Source organism: Mucilaginibacter sp. P19, assembly GCF_050632265.1.
In the GTDB taxonomy this organism is placed as follows: Bacteria; Bacteroidota; Bacteroidia; order Sphingobacteriales; family Sphingobacteriaceae; genus Mucilaginibacter; species Mucilaginibacter gossypii.
Genome location: NZ_CP192586.1, coordinates 4,962,997 through 4,979,723 on the forward strand (window position 1 = coordinate 4,962,997; position 16,727 = coordinate 4,979,723).

18 protein-coding genes are annotated in these 16,727 nt (G+C 42.6%); 9 read left to right on the forward strand and 9 right to left on the reverse strand.

Annotated features, from left to right (window positions below):
- The first annotated feature begins 99 nt into the window (after nt 1–99).
- From ACQ86K_RS24105 to ACQ86K_RS24125, 5 genes are read left to right on the forward strand one after another with little or no spacing between them, the layout of a single operon-like run.
- Entirely contained in the window at nt 100–1,050 is a 951-nt protein-coding gene (locus ACQ86K_RS24105) for a CdaR family protein (protein WP_091175210.1), read from the forward strand.
- A complete protein-coding gene (coaE, locus tag ACQ86K_RS24110; RefSeq protein ID WP_091175212.1) occupies nt 1,050–1,646 on the forward strand; it encodes a dephospho-CoA kinase in 597 nt (198 codons plus the stop codon). Before ACQ86K_RS24105 ends, coaE begins: the two co-directional genes overlap by 1 nt.
- Entirely contained in the window at nt 1,646–2,584 is a 939-nt protein-coding gene (locus tag ACQ86K_RS24115; protein WP_091175214.1) for an MBL fold metallo-hydrolase, read from the forward strand. The genes coaE and ACQ86K_RS24115 overlap by 1 nt, the downstream gene beginning before the upstream one ends.
- Nucleotides 2,584–2,760 (forward strand): DUF5522 domain-containing protein, encoded by a 177-nt coding sequence (locus ACQ86K_RS24120; protein WP_175489998.1) that lies wholly within the window; start codon nt 2,584–2,586, stop codon nt 2,758–2,760. The genes ACQ86K_RS24115 and ACQ86K_RS24120 overlap by 1 nt, the downstream gene beginning before the upstream one ends.
- Before the next feature lie 57 nt (nt 2,761–2,817).
- Nucleotides 2,818–3,267 (forward strand): MarR family winged helix-turn-helix transcriptional regulator, encoded by a 450-nt coding sequence (locus ACQ86K_RS24125; protein WP_091175216.1) that lies wholly within the window; start codon nt 2,818–2,820, stop codon nt 3,265–3,267.
- A 178-nt stretch (nt 3,268–3,445) separates the two neighbouring features.
- Here the strand turns inward: ACQ86K_RS24125 and ACQ86K_RS24130 are convergent, their stop codons facing one another.
- From ACQ86K_RS24130 to ACQ86K_RS24140, 3 genes are read right to left on the reverse strand one after another with little or no spacing between them, the layout of a single operon-like run.
- On the reverse strand, nt 3,446–4,534 hold the full coding sequence (locus tag ACQ86K_RS24130; RefSeq protein WP_091175218.1) for a family 10 glycosylhydrolase: 1,089 nt from the start codon (nt 4,532–4,534) through the stop codon (nt 3,446–3,448).
- A gap of 13 nt (nt 4,535–4,547) precedes the next feature.
- Nucleotides 4,548–5,666: a carbohydrate-binding family 9-like protein gene (locus tag ACQ86K_RS24135; protein ID WP_091175221.1), complete on the reverse strand. Its 1,119-nt coding sequence runs from the start codon at nt 5,664–5,666 to the stop codon at nt 4,548–4,550.
- Entirely contained in the window at nt 5,663–6,070 is a 408-nt protein-coding gene (locus tag ACQ86K_RS24140) for an EVE domain-containing protein (RefSeq protein ID WP_090528071.1), read from the reverse strand. Before ACQ86K_RS24140 ends, ACQ86K_RS24135 begins: the two co-directional genes overlap by 4 nt.
- Before the next feature lie 290 nt (nt 6,071–6,360).
- On the opposite strand from ACQ86K_RS24140, the gene ACQ86K_RS24145 reads away from it, so the two are divergent.
- Nucleotides 6,361–6,846 carry a hypothetical protein gene (locus tag ACQ86K_RS24145; RefSeq protein ID WP_091175224.1) on the forward strand — a complete coding sequence of 162 codons (486 nt, stop codon included), beginning with the start codon at nt 6,361–6,363 and terminating at the stop codon, nt 6,844–6,846.
- A gap of 443 nt (nt 6,847–7,289) precedes the next feature.
- Here the strand turns inward: ACQ86K_RS24145 and ACQ86K_RS24150 are convergent, their stop codons facing one another.
- From ACQ86K_RS24150 to cysC, 3 genes are all read right to left on the reverse strand, one after another.
- Nucleotides 7,290–7,877 (reverse strand): hypothetical protein, encoded by a 588-nt coding sequence (locus ACQ86K_RS24150; RefSeq protein WP_143020891.1) that lies wholly within the window; start codon nt 7,875–7,877, stop codon nt 7,290–7,292.
- Nucleotides 7,878–8,130: 253 nt separating this feature from the next.
- Nucleotides 8,131–8,919: a sulfotransferase gene (locus ACQ86K_RS24155; RefSeq protein ID WP_091175228.1), complete on the reverse strand. Its 789-nt coding sequence runs from the start codon at nt 8,917–8,919 to the stop codon at nt 8,131–8,133.
- A gap of 25 nt (nt 8,920–8,944) precedes the next feature.
- Complete coding sequence (gene cysC, locus ACQ86K_RS24160) at nt 8,945–9,505, reverse strand: adenylyl-sulfate kinase (protein WP_091175231.1); 561 nt, start codon at nt 9,503–9,505, stop codon at nt 8,945–8,947.
- Between the two features lie 339 nt (nt 9,506–9,844).
- Here cysC and ACQ86K_RS24165 point away from each other — a divergent pair, with 339 nt between their 5' ends.
- Nucleotides 9,845–10,489 (forward strand): hypothetical protein, encoded by a 645-nt coding sequence (locus ACQ86K_RS24165; protein WP_143020892.1) that lies wholly within the window; start codon nt 9,845–9,847, stop codon nt 10,487–10,489.
- Between the two features lie 11 nt (nt 10,490–10,500).
- Here the strand turns inward: ACQ86K_RS24165 and ACQ86K_RS24170 are convergent, their stop codons facing one another.
- Entirely contained in the window at nt 10,501–10,878 is a 378-nt protein-coding gene (locus ACQ86K_RS24170) for a hypothetical protein (protein ID WP_091175236.1), read from the reverse strand.
- Nucleotides 10,879–10,900: 22 nt separating this feature from the next.
- Nucleotides 10,901–11,923 (reverse strand): DNA polymerase III subunit delta, encoded by a 1,023-nt coding sequence (gene holA / locus ACQ86K_RS24175; RefSeq protein WP_091175238.1) that lies wholly within the window; start codon nt 11,921–11,923, stop codon nt 10,901–10,903.
- Between the two features lie 134 nt (nt 11,924–12,057).
- Here holA and ACQ86K_RS24180 point away from each other — a divergent pair, with 134 nt between their 5' ends.
- Together ACQ86K_RS24180 and ACQ86K_RS24185 are read left to right on the forward strand one after the other, a co-directional pair.
- Complete coding sequence (locus ACQ86K_RS24180) at nt 12,058–12,510, forward strand: type I restriction enzyme HsdR N-terminal domain-containing protein (RefSeq protein ID WP_091175240.1); 453 nt, start codon at nt 12,058–12,060, stop codon at nt 12,508–12,510.
- A gap of 391 nt (nt 12,511–12,901) precedes the next feature.
- Nucleotides 12,902–14,713: a glycoside hydrolase family 2 protein gene (locus tag ACQ86K_RS24185; protein ID WP_091175242.1), complete on the forward strand. Its 1,812-nt coding sequence runs from the start codon at nt 12,902–12,904 to the stop codon at nt 14,711–14,713.
- A gap of 192 nt (nt 14,714–14,905) precedes the next feature.
- Here ACQ86K_RS24185 and ACQ86K_RS24190 read toward each other — a convergent pair whose 3' ends face one another.
- Nucleotides 14,906–16,672 (reverse strand): ATP-binding protein, encoded by a 1,767-nt coding sequence (locus tag ACQ86K_RS24190; protein ID WP_431198954.1) that lies wholly within the window; start codon nt 16,670–16,672, stop codon nt 14,906–14,908.
- Nucleotides 16,673–16,727 lie beyond the last annotated feature (55 nt).

Below are 16,727 nucleotides of genomic sequence, written 5' to 3' on the forward strand. Positions count from 1 at the left end.
AAATATACTTATAAATAAAACAGCAAAAGCTGAAGGTTAAGAAATGAGCAATACATTTTTCGGCTTTCAGCTTTTAGCATTAAGCCCTCAGCTTAAAATATGGCAATAGTAAAATTATCGGCAACAGAACGCAGGCGGCTCTCGGTATTTTTTACCTGTTTGTCGCTGGCTATCATTGCCTGGATTTTTACTACCCTTTCCGATCCGCTTCCGTATAAGGTTAAAAAAGTTTTAACTTTTAAAAACGCTCCGCAAAGGCGGGCTTTTCATTCGCTGCAGCCCGATACTGTTGATGCTACCATACAGGGTACCGGCTGGCAAATGCTGTTCTCCAGGCTCAACAGCGATAATAGGCCACTAACTGTTGACCTCCGCTCGCTCGAAACCCGCAATTATGTGGTTATCGACAGCACGCAGCTTAAGCAGATGAATATGGGGAAAGATCCGGCTAACCGCGTTTCATCTATTGACCCGGATACGCTTTATTTTGATTTCAGTAACCGCCTTATCAAAAAGGTACCCGTTCAGCTTACCATGGGCGTTAGCTATCAAAAGCAATTTGCCGTATCTGGTAACATAACGGTGAGGCCTGCTTATGTTACCGTGAGCGGCCCTATTGAACGCCTGAAGCAAATCACCTCGTGGAAAACAGACTCGCTTAAATTCAGTAATGTTAATGAAACCATTAATACCCGGGTTAACTTAAAGCCCAGCAATGAAGGCAACCTGAATGTTTATCCACGCTCGGTACAGGCCATTGTCCCGGTTGATGAATTTACCGAAAAAACGCTGGAGATCCCCGTGAAGTTGATCAATAACAATAACTATTACACCGTAAAAGTATTTCCGCAAAAAATTAAAGTAACTTTTACTACGTCTTTAAACCGGTATGCCGATATTGATGAAGACCTGTTTGAGGCTGTTGCCGATCTTAATCTTTGGCGCGATAAGGGTTATACAGCCCTGCCGGTAAAACTTATCCATATGCCTCCCTTTTGTAAAATAGTAAAGATTGCCCCTGCCAATATTGACTTCTACATAAAAAAATAATGCTTAAAATAGGTTTAACCGGTAACATAGGCAGCGGCAAAACTACCGTAGCCCAGGTATTTGAATTGCTTGGCATCCCTGTTTTTTATGCCGATGACGAAGCCAAAAAAGTAATGGTTACCGACCGGCTTCTTATTGAAGGTATTAAACAAACATTTGGTCGGCAGGCTTATTTTGATGATGGCAGCCTGAACCGCAAATATATATCGGGGATAGTTTTTAACAATAAAGCCGAACTTGAAAAGCTTAACGCCCTGGTACATCCTGCCGTGTTCAGGGCTTTTGATAGTTTTGACCAACTGCACAAGGATGCTCCCTACGTGATCCGGGAAGCGGCCATTTTGTTTGAAAGCGGCTCATACAAAATCTGCGACAGGGCCATTATGATCACCGCTCCGCTTGAAGTTCGCATTGCCCGCGTAATACAGCGCGACGGCATTAGCCGGGCCGATGTTGAAAGCCGCGAGGCCCGCCAGCTATCGCAGGAGGAAAAACTGAAACTGGCCAATGATGTAATTATTAACGATGGTAAACAATTGGTTATACCGCAGGTAATAGCCCTGCATGAACTTTATTTATCGCTCGCTCAGCATTAATGATACTTGACGATTTTGTTTCTTTTGACGAAAAAGGGCTGTACTGCAAATACGGCGACTTTTATATCGATCCGCAACTGCCGGTAAAAACGGCTGTAATATCCCATGCCCATGCCGATCATGCCATAAGTGGTAACAACAACGTTTACTGCACACGTGCCACAGCAAGCATTATGCAGCTTAGGTATGACCGTACCGCCGCCAAAGTTTTTAACATAGCTGCATTTAACCAGTCGTTTGAAGTAGACAGGGTTACGGTAACACTGATCCCGGCGGGGCATATGCTTGGTTCTGCACAAATACTGATGGAGTATGAAGGCGCAAGGTATTTATACACCGGCGACTACAAGCTACAGCCCGATGCTACCTGCGAACCTATTGAATGGGTTACCACCGACGTGCTGATCACCGAGAGTACTTTTGCCAATCCGGCTGTTATCCATCCCGATCCGGTGACTGAGATCCGTAAGATTAACGATATTAAAAGCAATATTTTACTTGGTGCGTATGCGCTGGGTAAAAGCCAGCGGTTGATCAACCTCATTACCGAACATTCCCCGCAAAAAAAGATCCTGGTACATCATAAAATAATGCCCATCAATGCCATTTATGAAAAGATGGGCTTCCATCCCGGTAAGTACCAAATTTACGGCCGCAAACTGATGAAGGTGCAGGATGAGTTTGTTTACATTGTACCGCCCTTTACTTTCGACAGTTACATCAGGGCCACGGGAGTAAAACGCCTTTTTGCATCGGGATGGAAAAACCTGCAGGTTAATAACCAGGATACCCTCTTTATATCCGACCATGTGGACTGGAACGATATCCTGCAAACCATCGCCAACACCAAACCCAAACAGGTGTGGACACTTCACGGTAAAGGCGAGCACCTGAAAGCTTATTTTAAAGATGATATCTTTGTAAAAATTCTGAACTGATGTTGCAGGAAGGCATTGATTATTATATCAACGAAGATGGCAATTTTGTTTTTACCGAAGCCTACCATTTAAAGCGGGGCTATTGCTGTAAAAACAAGTGCCTGCACTGCCCCTGGGGTTATGGCAAGGTAAAATTATTTGGAAATGACACTGAATCAGACGGTAGCGATAAATAAATCAATGTTAAATTAAAAACAATTAAACATATTTGCATCCAATTCATTACTATTACTATGCGAATAGAAGACGAAATACAAAGTACCAATTTTGAAGACAACTACCACAAAGTGGCCATTAACGTGGCATACACGCAAGGTTGGCTGGCTAACTATTTTCGTTGTCATTTTGAAAAACATAATATTACCCAGCAGCAGTTCAATATACTGCGAATCCTGCGCGGCCAATACCCCAAACCGGCTACCATAAATTTATTGAAGGAAAGGATGATCGATAAAATGTCGGATGCATCGCGGATTGTTGACCGCCTTGTTCAAAAAGGACTGGTATCACGCTGCACCAATAATAAAGACAGGCGCGCTGTAGATATCCGCATCAGCGAAGAAGGCCTTGCAACTCTTTCAAAAATGGACGCCGAGTTTAAAACCAAAGAAATCCTAAGCAATAACCTCACCGAAGATGAAGCCGCGACCCTAAGCGATCTATTGGACAAAATGCGGGGATGATTTTTTAGGTGAAAGGGAAAAGGCGAAAGGTTTATTGCCTTTAAATTCAAAATAAAAACATGTCATTGCGAGCGTAGCGCGGCAATCTCGTAGCCAACGCATGTACGATCTGCATCGGCTACGAGATTGCTTCGTCGTTCCTCCTCGCAATGACATATCATGTATAAACTTTAATTGGTTACGAAGCCTTAAATACAGCCACTTCATCCTTCAGTATAGCAAGCACTTCCGGCCCTACGTTACCAAAGAAAGAAACGCCCATTGCGCCGTTTTTAAGCGCCACCTTAATACCGGTGCGGATCTCATCATCACTCTTAAAATCTGAAAGATACAGACCTGCATATAGCGGAAACCTTCCGGCCAAAAAATGCACACCTTCCGCTACTGCGTTACCTATCCAGCTCACGCCTTCTTTGTAAAAACCGTGGTAAATCATGGGGCAAATGCCATCCATGTTCCAGTTTGTCCAGTCCTGCCTTACGTTGCGGCGGGCAACTTCGGGTGTTGGGAATACGGCCGCTGTTATCTGTTTTTTATGCTGGTGGGCTACAGTCGAAATACCGTTTACTACGCGGGTTATGTTATTATACCTGAACAAGCGCCATGAAAGGCTTGCTTCAGGATATTGGATCTGATCGAGATCTTGGTTGTATTCTTCCTTGAATTTGGCTTTGCAAACATCGCAGTAGCAAAAATCATATTCGGGCAGCTCTTTGGTTTGATCGATCTTGTAATGGTCCCAAAGGTTTACAGGCAATATCACATCGCAATAACGCACATAATCCAGGTGGATACCATCGATATAATCTTTAGCCAAAATATCATCGACAGTTTTGGTTAAATACTCCTGCACTTCGGGGCGCGACGGGCACAGCCAGCGATAATACTGCACATAAGGCGGATGATCTGCACATGATTCGCCTTTGCGGTTTTTGCTGTACCATTCGGGCTTTTCGGTTACCAGTTCGGCACGGTTAAAAGTCCAGATCCAGCGGTGGGCCTCCAGGCCTTTAGCTTTAGCGGCACGGAAATGGCGCTCACTGTCGTTCTCGAAAAATATACCCGTTATCCCCGATGCTTTGTAGGAAGCGTAGCGGGTGGCCAGCTCATCATCTGTATCTTTGGGGTTAGGGTTGATCCATACCCAGTTTTTCATGGCTTTTTTCTTGCTGCTTTTGGCAGCTTCAACAGCGGCATTGCTTGCTAAGGGCAACTGGGCAGCCACGCCGGCCAATAAACCGGCCTTTAAAAATTCGCGCTTATTCATGGAGTTTTAGGGATTATCTGTGCTGTACCAGGCCATCCTGGTCAATGGTATAGGTTGTTTGGTTTTTGCTATCGATAATATAAGCTATAAACTGATGGGCAGTTGCTTCCAGCTTAAGTTCGTTAGCATGGCCCGTTACGGTTACCTTATTTTCAACACCCAGGTTGTTTAATGAGGTGCAGTATTCGTGATGATCTTTAAACCACTGCTTTTGCTTGTAATAAACCAGCCACAGGTATTTCTTTTGCTCTTCGGCGCAAGGCATTTTAAACGTCGCGTCATCAGCCTCATGATCGCTGAAAAGGAGGTAGCCCCAGCGTTCGGGGTAATGCATATTGATAAGTCCCTGGTTGCTCCAAACCCAGTTATGCTCGGGCAAATTATGCCCGGCATTATCCTGCAGCTTTACATATTTGCCATTCTGCACTTTAATATCGTACTGCACCCGCGAAAAATTGATGCGCCATAAAGTACCATCCTTTATCACAGCGCGGTTAAAGCCACCGGCTATGGCTTTAAATGGGATAGCCATTTCAACCGTCCAGCCTTTATCAGTATCCGTAGGATCATTCAGCGTACCCTCAACTTTTACCGCCGAGCGCAGGCCATGCGTATCCCAACCGGTTACCGCGGCGCCGTCATTTCGGTAAGGCCTGGTCAAAAACAAATCGAAAATGGTATTGAGGGCATTCACCTCAATTTCAAAATATTTATGTGTGCTGTTTGTGGGATCGATAAACAGCTCAAAATCATTATCCTTGTAAACAATATCATCATGATGGCTAAGCGTAGCCCAAACATGGGAATCTCTGATCCGGGCTGCTACATACAGGCAGCTATCGTCCCAAAGCATTTTAACGTTGGTTTGCAGCGGAGGCTGCGGTTTAAGGCGACCCTCAATATCCTGGAAGTCCCGGGTCCATTTGGCCTGCTGCCATACAGCATCTTCCACATCGCCGTCAATTACCGGCGCTTGCTTTACGTGTTTCGCAACATAGCCGTAAGGGGTGGTAAACAGATCAGGGAATTCTTTAAAAGCGTCCTGTGCTTTTACAAATCCCGGGAGTATAAATAAAGCGGCTGTAAGGCCCGGCTTAATAAAACAATTGTCAAAGATGTTGCTCAGTTTCATTTACTGCCCAGCGCTAAGATGTAATCAAACTCTTCGCGCTTTACCCCCATTACCGATAAACGCCCCTGTCTTACCAGGCCAATGTCCTGTAATTTAGGGTCGGCTTTGATCTGCTCAAGGGTTACCGGGGTTTTCAGGGCTTCAACTGGGGCAAGGTCAACCACTACCCAATTGGTATCATCGGTTGTGGGGTCCTGGTAAGCTTCCTTAACAACTTTGGCTATGCCTACAATCTCTTTTCCTTCGTTGCTGTGGTAAAATAACACCAGGTCGCCCTCCTTCATTTCCCTCAGGTTATTGCGTGCCTGGTAATTGCGCACACCATCCCAAAAGGTACGACCATCCTTATTGAATTTTTCCCAGCTATATTTAAAGGGCTCACTTTTTACTAACCAATGTTGCATTTGTACGGTATAATTTTTTGTAACGTAAAAATGTAAAAAAGGGAGCGTAAACTAAAATGCGCTACAGGCAATACAGGGTATTGTTACAATGAAATTACGGGGTGGAGTGGTGATGTAGGGGTGGGGAACATGATTCTTACCGCCTTGTGGCCGACCTTTCAGGTTACCTGACTCCCCCGGTTTAAATGATGCTTCGTTTTTCGCCATCCTCCTGTATAATTCGATTCGGGTAACAGATATATACTGCAGAAAAGGGAGCGTGATTGATTACTTTTCTCTATTTTCACAAAATGGATATAGAAGCGAAAATTGGAGACTTTGTTGATTTTTATGCAGATTCCGAATCTATGGACGTCAAAAGGGGATTGATTTATTCAATAAATGAGAAAGAAGATTTATACGAAATAATTGCAGATTATGAAGATGGTGGAACCGAATTAATATTTATTAATGAGGTAGATATTTTTGAATTATATAAAAGTTATAAAGTCGACAAAATAGATACTATAAAAAATTTATATAATGACTCAAAAATAATTGCCATTCTTATTCCATTACACCGAACAATTTTAAAATCTCCAAATTCTTTCAAATACTATGAAGAATATTCATTAACTGAAAAAGAGATATTTCTCTTTCCTGAAAATTCAGATGAAGGAAATTATATTATGAATAACCAAAGTCAAAATAAAACTATTGCAGCCTCGAAATACTGTTATGAACACGTTAAGTTAGGAAATGAAGACCACATAGTATGTAGTTATATCAACCCATAGCGATATAATCCGGTGTTCTAAAAATTTCACTTTGTTAGTCACTAAGTTAATCGTAATATATAGTGAGGGTACTAAACAGCCCAACTGAACACCAATGAAAAATCCAACAATAACTTTTATAACCAACCTAACAGGAAGTCTAATTTTAAGTGATAGCGCAAAGAACACTGTTAGAACTGCAACTTTTGAAGTAGCTTAAGCCTCAATGACAAAAATCGTATTTGGGTACATTTCAAAAATGAAATTTGCCCAGAATTTTGGGTTGAAATAAAAATATATAACCCCGACAATCTTAAAGCCGATATCAAAAGATTTTTAGAACGTCAATACAAATAATTTTCCTATATCGAGGCGTTCTTCAAAAGTCTGGACTATTTATCTGAAATAGATAAATGGCAAAGCTTTCAAAACAAAAAATAAAAGAACACAACAAAGGAAGCCCATCATTCATTACTCGTTAACAACTGGGTCAGCCTTTTAGCATTTTGTGCGTTGATAGTGTTTGTTAAAGGAACAGAAGTAAAAACAGCAATTCCCTGGTCATCATCGGGGTGATAGCTCAACAATAGTTTTACCGTGCGCGAATCCCACAGATAAACGTCCTGGTAATCATTTGGCTTTGCGGTGAAGGTACCGTACCAGTGCAAAAATTTACTGAGCATTTTATAGCCCTGGTTACGGTTAAAGAAAACATAAATATTTACTATTTTATTTTGCCATGTACGTACACAAATATGAGTTGCGGTTAGCCCCTCTTCCAGTTCCAGCTGCTTATCCGGATGATATTCATAGGTAACACAGCTATCAGCATCGGGCTTGCTGCCTTCACCATCAATGTAAGTTAAAGCCTGCTCCTGCTCGCCGGTTAATAAGCCGCCCAGGTTAAACCCGCCAATTCCGTTGCGTGCCCTTAAATATGCCAGCGACCCAATTTTCCCTGCCTGTGAAAAACCCGGCGAATGTAAACACATGATGATCAAAAGCCCCATAACTACTCTGTAGGGCAAGTAGCAAAAAAGCTTAGCTTTCATATCCTCCTCCTTCGTTTTACAACGGCTAAATCAGCACCGTAACAAGGGGTACTTAAGCCATTGAGTAAAACGAATTTGGAGAAATAATCAACTGATTATCAAACCGTAATAACGATTGTATCACAAATTGAGCTACCTTTACACTTTATTGCACAGATACTTGTTTACTTCTTTCGCAACAATGTATAATAAACCGCAAAAAACTTTTGATACTAATCAGTCAGCATATATTCTTTAAGCTCGGCCTGTAGTTTTATGGCCTGCGTAATGAGGGTCTTATCGTTGATATATTGTTCAAAAGCGACATGGGGCCGATCAGGTTTTCCTTAAAAATATCCTTAAATCTGGAGTATTTTAATGCCAGGTTCCACTTGTCTTTCAGATACTCAAAAACCTGTTCATCCGCGTCTTTCAGCATCGAATAATTAACAACTACAAAAGCATACCGGGGCAGTGTTTCAATACATTTCAAAATATCCTGGTTGTAGGCTATCCAAACTTTCAGGTATTCGGTGGCATGATCATTATAAAACTGCACCATGCGGCGGCCGCGGCGAAATTTTGTCCATACCAGCCTTGAAAAATATTTACGCGCCATGTACCTGTTTTCCACCCACTTAAATTCACGCCGTAAAAGTGAACTAACTACCGACTGATAATCGCGCAGGATAACCAGGTAACAGGCATCGGGCAGCAGTTCTTTATATACATCCAGAAACAGACAGGTCCGCGGGTCTTTCCAGCCCCATTGGTCGTATAACTGTTGTTTAACTTTAATAATGCTTTTAAGCTTTTCCCTTTCGTACAAGGTAAACTGGGCCACATGCTCAACCGTAAGCCCGGTTTTGGGCAGGTTATGGCCGGCCAGGATCTCTTCGTGCATTTTTAAAAATTCAATATCTTCAAAATGCCCTTCCACATTGCCATGGCCGCCGGGTACCAGTTTTTCGCCTGTTTGCAGACCGCATTTGCTCAACCACTGGGTAATAAGCGAGGTTCCGGAACGGTGCATTCCGGTAATGATCAGTACTCTTTTTTGCATAAATCTGTTATGGGCGTCCTCTTTATCAGGAGTAGCTTGGTATCTTATTCGTCTGCTTAACAGGATGCAGGTTATTTATAATATAATAGAGCAGTGATGAGGTACTTTGTTGTATGGTATAATTGCAGGTATCAATGTATAGGCCGGGCTTAACAGGCACATCAAACCTATCATTAATACCTGTCAGGTTGGGTAGTTTATCAGGATGCCCATCCGGCAGCAACGCCCTTTTGTACAAACCTTTAGTGTCGCGGCTTATCAGCTTGTTCACCGGGCAATCTACGTGGATAATACTTACATGATCATATTTTTCGGCAAGTTCCTGCCTGACATCGTCATATGGATTTATAGCACTCACTATGGTAACAATACCCTGAGCGCTGAAACGACTGGCTACAAAGCCCAGGCGGCGGATATTCTCGTTCCGGTCTTCCTTACTAAAGCCCAGATCACGACAAAGTGCCGCGCGGTATTCATCACCGTCAATGATCTCAATTTTAATGCCCAGGCTTGTTAATTCGGCGGCCACACTTTTTGCCAAAGTAGTTTTTCCCGCACCTGATAATCCGCAAAATAAAAGTATCATGCCTTAATTTTTTTATTTAGTATGCTTTATTGATCAGCTTAACATATTGCTTAGGATGAGTGAACTTAGGAAATTAATTGGCTGATGAATTTTGTTACATTGTAAATAATCAATTACACGCAACACTGAACAACGGAAAGTCAGGAGAAAAAAACAGCCAATACCGGCTAAAAATGAAGATTTAACGAATAAATGGATGTATACGGTCAAACACTAACCAACGCTACACTTAACAAAAATGTTACGTTATTTAATTTATTAGAAATGATTTTTGAGATTATTTGAGGACCCGTTTTTATGATATATTTACTGTGGGCTAAAGAACCTATCACAATAAACATGAACGAATTTTTACTTAACGGGGGTGCCTATGTTGGCAATACCAAAGTCTCCAAACCTTTTGCAGCTTTGAAAGCTGATACTTCTGTACTCAAGATTAACCTTGGTTTGTTAGGCCAGTTATTTTTTAACGCCGATGATATTGTTCAAATCGAATATGCATCCTCAATTGCCGGCAGCGGCATCAAGATAATACACAACGTATCGTCATACCCTAAAAAAGTTATGTTTACAGCAAACATGCCTTACAATGACATAATTGAAAACATAAAAGCAACAGGATTCTTTAATAAAACCGCCAATAACCAGGTACAATATTACCAGGTTAAGAAAATGCAGGGGCAGGGCAGAATACCATTTAAAACTGCAGCATTAATTGTGTTTTTAGCGGGCTGGAATATCCCTCTTTTTGCCGGTTTTATAAAAGAAGGGGTTGGCCGTGCTGCAAATTATTCGCTCGTGTCACTCCTGTTCGTTTTTTTTATGATCGCACTGACACTTTTTTCACCGGCTTTCAGGGCATTAGTATTGAAAGAGGATAGAGAAATAAATGACCTGAAAAAGTCTTTATATTTCTTATGGTTTATTGTTACAATTGGCGGCCTCATGTATGCTATCATAAGCCGGGTACCTTTTAACAAATAATCATTAAAAAACTATTCAGCATCCTCGGCAACCGGCTTTTCTTTACCCGGCATAAAAAGTAAAACAAGCGCCCCTATTTGTAACAGGTCAATTATAACAGCGATGCAGCCTGCATAAAAGTTTGCCTTAAAAGTTGCGGGCAGATTTATAGCGTCAGGCGTTATAGTTAAGATTAATAAGCCTAATAGCAGCCATTTTGCCCATTTATAACCCCGCCTGATAAATAAAGCCAGTAAAAGTAAAATGCCCAGCGCTATGCACGTTGCTAAAGCGATTTGAAAAGAAGCCGACCTTCCGCCGTTCAAATAATAATAAACCAGGTACAAAACCGCCGATACGCGGATCATGCCGGATGCTATATTAACTTTTGATTGCGAGGATAGGGTCATAACTGTTAAATCGAAATCGGCATCAATGCAGGATTTTAAACATCAACTCCTTCATCAACTCACCGTGCGGCGCGTTTGATTCAACGCCTTTGCTTTTCAAATCATATTCGCGCAGGTAGCTGATCACCTGGAAAATTTCACCAAGTGGGTAGTTACGGGCGGCCTGCTCATAATCTTTAATAAAGTATGGGTTAACGCCCATTTCGCGGGCAAGGTTTTGCGGGGTTTTATCTTTTACGTAATGGTACACCAGCACCTTGCTGAAAAAGTTATTCAGGTTGCCGAGCACCAAAACAATGGGATTTGATTTGGGATTGGCTTCAAAGTAATTGATGATCTGGTTTACCTTGTAAGCATCTTTTTTGGTGAGGGCCGTTTGCAGCTCAAATACATTGTACTCCTTACTGATACCAATATTATCCTGGATATGCTTCAGGGTAATCTCCTGCCCGGCACTAACATTCAGCATCAGTTTTTCGAGTTCGTTGGCAATTTTAGCCAGGTCGTTACCCAGGTACTCGGCAATCATGGCCGATCCCTGCTGGTTCATTTTGTAGCCCTTCTCGCTTACATACCCTTCAACCCAGGCCGGCACCTTATTATCATATAAAGTGGCCGACTCAAAAATAAGCCCGTTCTTTTCAATGGCTTTGTATGTTTTCTTGCGCTTATCAAACTTACCGTATTTGTAGCAAAAAACAAGAATAGTACTGGGCAGCGGGTTTTCGAGATAGCTCAATACCGGGTCGATGCTTTTTTTATTGTCATCGTCCTTGCCCCATTTCATGTCCTGGGCTTCTTTTACCAGTACCACCTGGTAATCGGCCATCATGGGGTAACGCTTGGCGGCATTGAGCACAGTCATGATATCAGTATCCTTGCCGTACACTACGGTTTGGTTAAAGCCGCGTTCGTGTTCTGGCAGCAGATTGTGCTCAACGTAATTGCTTACCAGGTCGATAAAATAAGGTTCCTCCCCATGCAGCAGGTACAGCGGTTTAAACTTACGGTTCTTAAGGTCCTTTAATATCTCGGCAGCAGTCATATTTCAGATTCAAAAGTACTAAGTCGAAAGTCAAAAGTGGAATGTATTTTTATTTAGCCAATGCCCAATGATATATTTATTAATTTTGATGCCCAACTTAGGGCTCATAACTTTATACTTCAGACTTTTCAAAAATGCTCCAACCGCTTAATCTGCCACCCTACCCTTTTAAAATAAGCGACGATAACGGAACATTAACGCTTTTTGACGAGATCCGTAAGAAAACCATCATCATTACACCCGAAGAGTGGGTACGCCAGCATTTTGTACAATACCTTATCAAACAAAAAAACTACCCCCGCTCATTAATTAAGCTGGAAGGCGGCCTTAAGCTCAACACGCTTCAAAAGCGTACCGACATTGTGGTATTTAACCCGTCCGGACAACGCATTTTAATGGTTGAATGCAAAGCACCATCAGTAACTATCGACCAAAAGACCTTCGATCAGATTGCCCGGTACAACATGGTGCATAAGGTGTCATTACTTGCAGTAAGCAATGGCCTGCAACACTATTATTGTACTATTGATCATGAAAACTGTACTTACCAGTTTATTGAAGAACTGCCTGGGTATGTTAAGGGCTGAAGCTGTCTGAACTCGAATTAAACGAATTTGAAGAATTTATGGAATGTGTATAGCATTTTCTGCCCTCACTGGCGCAAGTCTTGAGTGCAGGGCAGCGCTATGGCTGACTTGTAACTTCTCCAATTACCAATCAATCATTCCTCCTAAACAAATACTGCGGGTTGATTTTTATAGTCACAAGTGATCCACCCTTCTAACAGCCGCACAACACTTGCGCCATGGGGAAACGAATTTGAAGAATTCATGGAATGTGTATAGCATTTTCTGCTCGTTCCCTAAATTCAATAAATTCGGGTTCAGACAACATCCTATTTCCCAATAAAATGTTATGATAACAGTTATCAATTCCCTATTTTGGCGTTCATAACCTCATCAATTATAACATTACCTTATGAACGCCTATCTCAAAGCGAAAGCCCTGCTTTTGGCCGCAGTATTATACGGATGCACCGCCTTTGCCCAGGAAGCCAAACTTCCAACTCAATGGACCAATGCCGCCATGCAAGCCGAAATACCTTTATCAGAATATCCCCGTCCCCAGCTACAGCGTAATGACTGGCTGTGCTTAAATGGTAAATGGGATTACCAGGGTGGTAAAAACGCCCCCAACGCACTAAATCCTGAAACGCCCGCATCATTTGAGGGTAAGCGCGACAAGATCCTGGTACCTTATTGTCCCGAATCGGTGCTTTCAGGTATACAACGCAACCAGGAAATAAATATGTGGTACCACCGGAGCTTTGAGGTCCCGTCAAAATGGCAAAACAAACAGGTTATTGTTCACTTTGGCGCTGTCGATCATGACGCTACTGTTTTTATAAACGGAAAGAAAGCAGGCTCACACTCGGGTGGGTACGATTCATTTAGTTTTAATATTACTCCATATCTCGCCAAAGGCAGCAATACCCTTATTGTTGCTGCTCATGACCCCAATGACGGTAAAACACCATCGGGCAAGAGCGGTCCCCGCGGCGATTATACTTTTTCCTCGGGCATCTGGCAAACCGTTTGGCTGGAGCCTGTAAATGAATCATATATTAAAAACATCCGCCTGCTGCCAGACGTGGAAGGTAAACGTTTAAAAGTGTTTGTTAATACTACAGGTGCAGGTAAACTCAAAGCAGTTGCCTTAAACAATGGCAAAGAAGTTTCACAGGTTGATGCAACCGGAGGAGCATATTTTTACCTGCCGATAGATAACCCGGTTTTATGGACACCAAATTTTCCGTTTTTGTATGATCTGAAGCTTACCCTATACAATACTGATGGCAGCGAAGCCGACGAGGTTAAAAGCTATTTTGGCATGCGTGATATTAAATTGGGTAAGCTTAACGGCGTGATCCGTCCGCTTATTAATGGCAAATTCATCATGCAGCTTGGCTTGCTTGACCAGGGGTACTGGCCCGACGGTGTTTTAACCGCACCTACGGAAGAAGCCCTTAAATTTGATATAGAATACACCAAAAAAGCGGGCTATAACCTGATCCGTAAGCACATGAAGACCGAGCCGCAGCGTTTTTATTATTGGGCCGATAAAATGGGCTTATTGGTTTGGCAGGACATGCCCGCTATATGGTATCAGAATGAAGACACCACCAAAAACAGGACGGTTTACCGGAAAGAATTAAAAGCCATCATCGACGATCATTATAACTCGCCCTCCATTATTACATGGGTGCCTTTCAATGAAAACTGGGGTGCTTTTGATGTAAAAAACATAACCAATTGGGTTAAACAATATGATCCGTCGCGATTAGTTAATGGCAATTCGGGCTTTAACAATAATCCCAGTTACCAAAAACCTTACGGCGATCCGGGCAATGGCGATTACGTGGATACACATATTTATGTTGGCCCGTATGGTGCTTCCGTTCCTGATAGCCGCCGGGCGGCCTCGCTGGGCGAATTTGGCGGCGTTGGCCTGTTTGTTCGCGGTCATATGTGGCCGGTGCATAACGATGCCTATGATTATGAGCCAACCAAAGCCAGACTTACCGACCGTTATGTTTTTTTGCTTGATGAGGTAGAGCAATTAATGAAATATAAAGGATTGAGCGTTGCCATATATACCCAAACCACCGACGTTGAACACGAAGTAAACGGCGTTTTAACCTACGACAGGGCCGTTGAAAAAATGGAGTTCGAAAGAGTAAAGGAAGTAAACCAGGCGGTGATTAAGGAGGGGGATAAGTTGAATAGATAGGGCATTAGGTGAGCGCTGGCCGTTGTTGGTGTTGTCACCAACAACTCTACTCCACGCAGTTATAGCATTAAATAAGCAACCGGGAGCTTAACTGGCAATATGAAATAACGTGATTAAAAGAGCATTAGGAATTGTTGGTGACAACACCAACAATGGCATAGCCCTCCCTTCCGGGGAGGGTTTGGGTGGGGCTCAACCCACCTTGTTCAATGTATAATTATTAAGTTTTTCCAGCAGTTCATCCGGTTTAAATGGCTTGGATACATAATCGTTCATGCCGGCTTCGTATACCTGTTCTTTGATATCAAAAAGTGCAGAAGCAGTAAGCGCGATGATCGGTATGCTTGATTTTTTAGGATCGGCCATTTTACGGATCTCTTTAGCTGCATCAAAACCGTTCATTACCGGCATCTGGAGGTCCATTAATATAATATCAAAATTGCCGTACTGCATAAACTCAACTGCCCGTTCGCCGTTTTCGGCAATGGTTGGGTTAATGCTCCACTTGCTCATCAGTTTCTTCATCAGCATCACATTAACCATATTATCTTCGGCAATAAGCACGCGTAAACAGGCCAGCGGGTTTTCTGAAATTTGTTTAGCTTCAGGAGCGGTGGCTACTGCAACCGGCAATACTTCTGTAGATACAGGAAATTCCATATGAAAAGAAAACTCTGATCCGCGCCCGATCGTACTGTTAACGGTCATTTGCAGTTCCTGCAGCTCAAGCAAACGCTTAACTATGGCCAGGCCAAGCCCTGTGCCGCCATACTCGCGGGTAGTAGCTAATGATTCCTGCGTAAACGGTTCAAATATAGTTTCAAGGTTTTCTTTTTCGATACCGATGCCGGTGTCCCTTACCGAAAAGTTAACGGTAACGGTGTTATGCCGGTCTTCCACACAAGTAACCCTTACCCATATGTTTCCCTGCGGCGTAAATTTTATAGCGTTGCTAACCAGGTTAAAAATGATCTGGGTTATGCGGGTAGGATCGCCAAAAAGCACCTTATCTTTCAATGAGCTATCAACATCAAGCTTAAAAAGCAAGCCTTTCTCTTCGGCCTTCAGTATCTGCCCGCCGCAAATATTGTTCATCAGCTCAACAAGGTTGAAGCGGATATTTTCAAATACTACCTTCCCCGATTCAATCTTGCTGAAATCAAGCACGTCATTAACAATGGCTAACAGGTTATTGGCCGAAAACTTAAGAATTTCGATGTTCTCCCGCTGGTCGGGCCGCGGATTGCTCATCATCAGCAAATTACTCATCCCGATCACCGCATTTAACGGCGTACGGATTTCATGCGACATGGTTGACAGGAACTCTGATTTGGCCTGGGCCGATTTCTCTGCCTTTTCAATGGCCGTTTCCATCTTACTGTAAAGCCGGGCCTGCTCCCTGCTACTATTTTTAAGGTGCCTGATGTTTTTTAAGAAAGCAGTGTAAAAATGGCTATGGATAAAAATAAGCAATATAAAATTGGCAAACAGGCTGATGATAATGGTAGACTGATCAACTTTGTTAGGCTTTATACTAATAATGTAACCGCTGTTATATTCAATGATCATAAATACCAAAACCGGTACTGTATTGAGCAACGAGTACATGAGCCCCCATTGCTGGCCGAGCATATAATAGCTGAATACGATCACGATTATAATTACCTGCACGGTAATGATATTTACCGTTTGCATAGAGGCATAAACCAGGCTGGTATTAACAAGTGTACCCACAATAAGCAGGGCATGTGCTGCGCTGCGCCAGTCGGGCCGCCAGGTTAAATACTTAAATAACACCACTACCGCTCCCATCAAAAACAGGGCGGTATCAGCAAGCATTTTTTGGTTTTGGAAATAAACGTTCAGGTAAAGTGCCCCAAGGGCAACAAAAATAAGGAAGAACCCATAATACAATAAACGAATCCGGGCCTGGTCAAGGAACGATTGCTCCTTCGACAAAATCTTATAAATTGATAAGTTAAAAAAACTTACTTTATTACTCATATTCAGAACT

Excerpts from the sequence above, each read along its gene's own strand:
- ACQ86K_RS24105 (WP_091175210.1), top strand. The coding sequence starts at position 100 with ATGGCAATAGTAAAATTATCGGCAACAGAACGCAGGCGGCTCTCGGTA.
- coaE (WP_091175212.1), top strand. The coding sequence starts at position 1,050 with ATGCTTAAAATAGGTTTAACCGGTAACATAGGCAGCGGCAAAACTACC.
- ACQ86K_RS24115 (WP_091175214.1), top strand. The coding sequence starts at position 1,646 with ATGATACTTGACGATTTTGTTTCTTTTGACGAAAAAGGGCTGTACTGC.
- ACQ86K_RS24120 (WP_175489998.1), top strand. The coding sequence starts at position 2,584 with ATGTTGCAGGAAGGCATTGATTATTATATCAACGAAGATGGCAATTTT.
- ACQ86K_RS24125 (WP_091175216.1), top strand. The coding sequence starts at position 2,818 with ATGCGAATAGAAGACGAAATACAAAGTACCAATTTTGAAGACAACTAC.
- ACQ86K_RS24130 (WP_091175218.1), bottom strand. The coding sequence starts at position 4,534 with ATGAATAAGCGCGAATTTTTAAAGGCCGGTTTATTGGCCGGCGTGGCT.
- ACQ86K_RS24135 (WP_091175221.1), bottom strand. The coding sequence starts at position 5,666 with ATGAAACTGAGCAACATCTTTGACAATTGTTTTATTAAGCCGGGCCTT.
- ACQ86K_RS24140 (WP_090528071.1), bottom strand. The coding sequence starts at position 6,070 with ATGCAACATTGGTTAGTAAAAAGTGAGCCCTTTAAATATAGCTGGGAA.
- ACQ86K_RS24145 (WP_091175224.1), top strand. The coding sequence starts at position 6,361 with ATGGATATAGAAGCGAAAATTGGAGACTTTGTTGATTTTTATGCAGAT.
- ACQ86K_RS24150 (WP_143020891.1), bottom strand. The coding sequence starts at position 7,877 with ATGAAAGCTAAGCTTTTTTGCTACTTGCCCTACAGAGTAGTTATGGGG.
- ACQ86K_RS24155 (WP_091175228.1), bottom strand. The coding sequence starts at position 8,919 with ATGCAAAAAAGAGTACTGATCATTACCGGAATGCACCGTTCCGGAACC.
- cysC (WP_091175231.1), bottom strand. The coding sequence starts at position 9,505 with ATGATACTTTTATTTTGCGGATTATCAGGTGCGGGAAAAACTACTTTG.
- ACQ86K_RS24165 (WP_143020892.1), top strand. The coding sequence starts at position 9,845 with ATGAACGAATTTTTACTTAACGGGGGTGCCTATGTTGGCAATACCAAA.
- ACQ86K_RS24170 (WP_091175236.1), bottom strand. The coding sequence starts at position 10,878 with ATGACCCTATCCTCGCAATCAAAAGTTAATATAGCATCCGGCATGATC.
- holA (WP_091175238.1), bottom strand. The coding sequence starts at position 11,923 with ATGACTGCTGCCGAGATATTAAAGGACCTTAAGAACCGTAAGTTTAAA.
- ACQ86K_RS24180 (WP_091175240.1), top strand. The coding sequence starts at position 12,058 with ATGCTCCAACCGCTTAATCTGCCACCCTACCCTTTTAAAATAAGCGAC.
- ACQ86K_RS24185 (WP_091175242.1), top strand. The coding sequence starts at position 12,902 with ATGAACGCCTATCTCAAAGCGAAAGCCCTGCTTTTGGCCGCAGTATTA.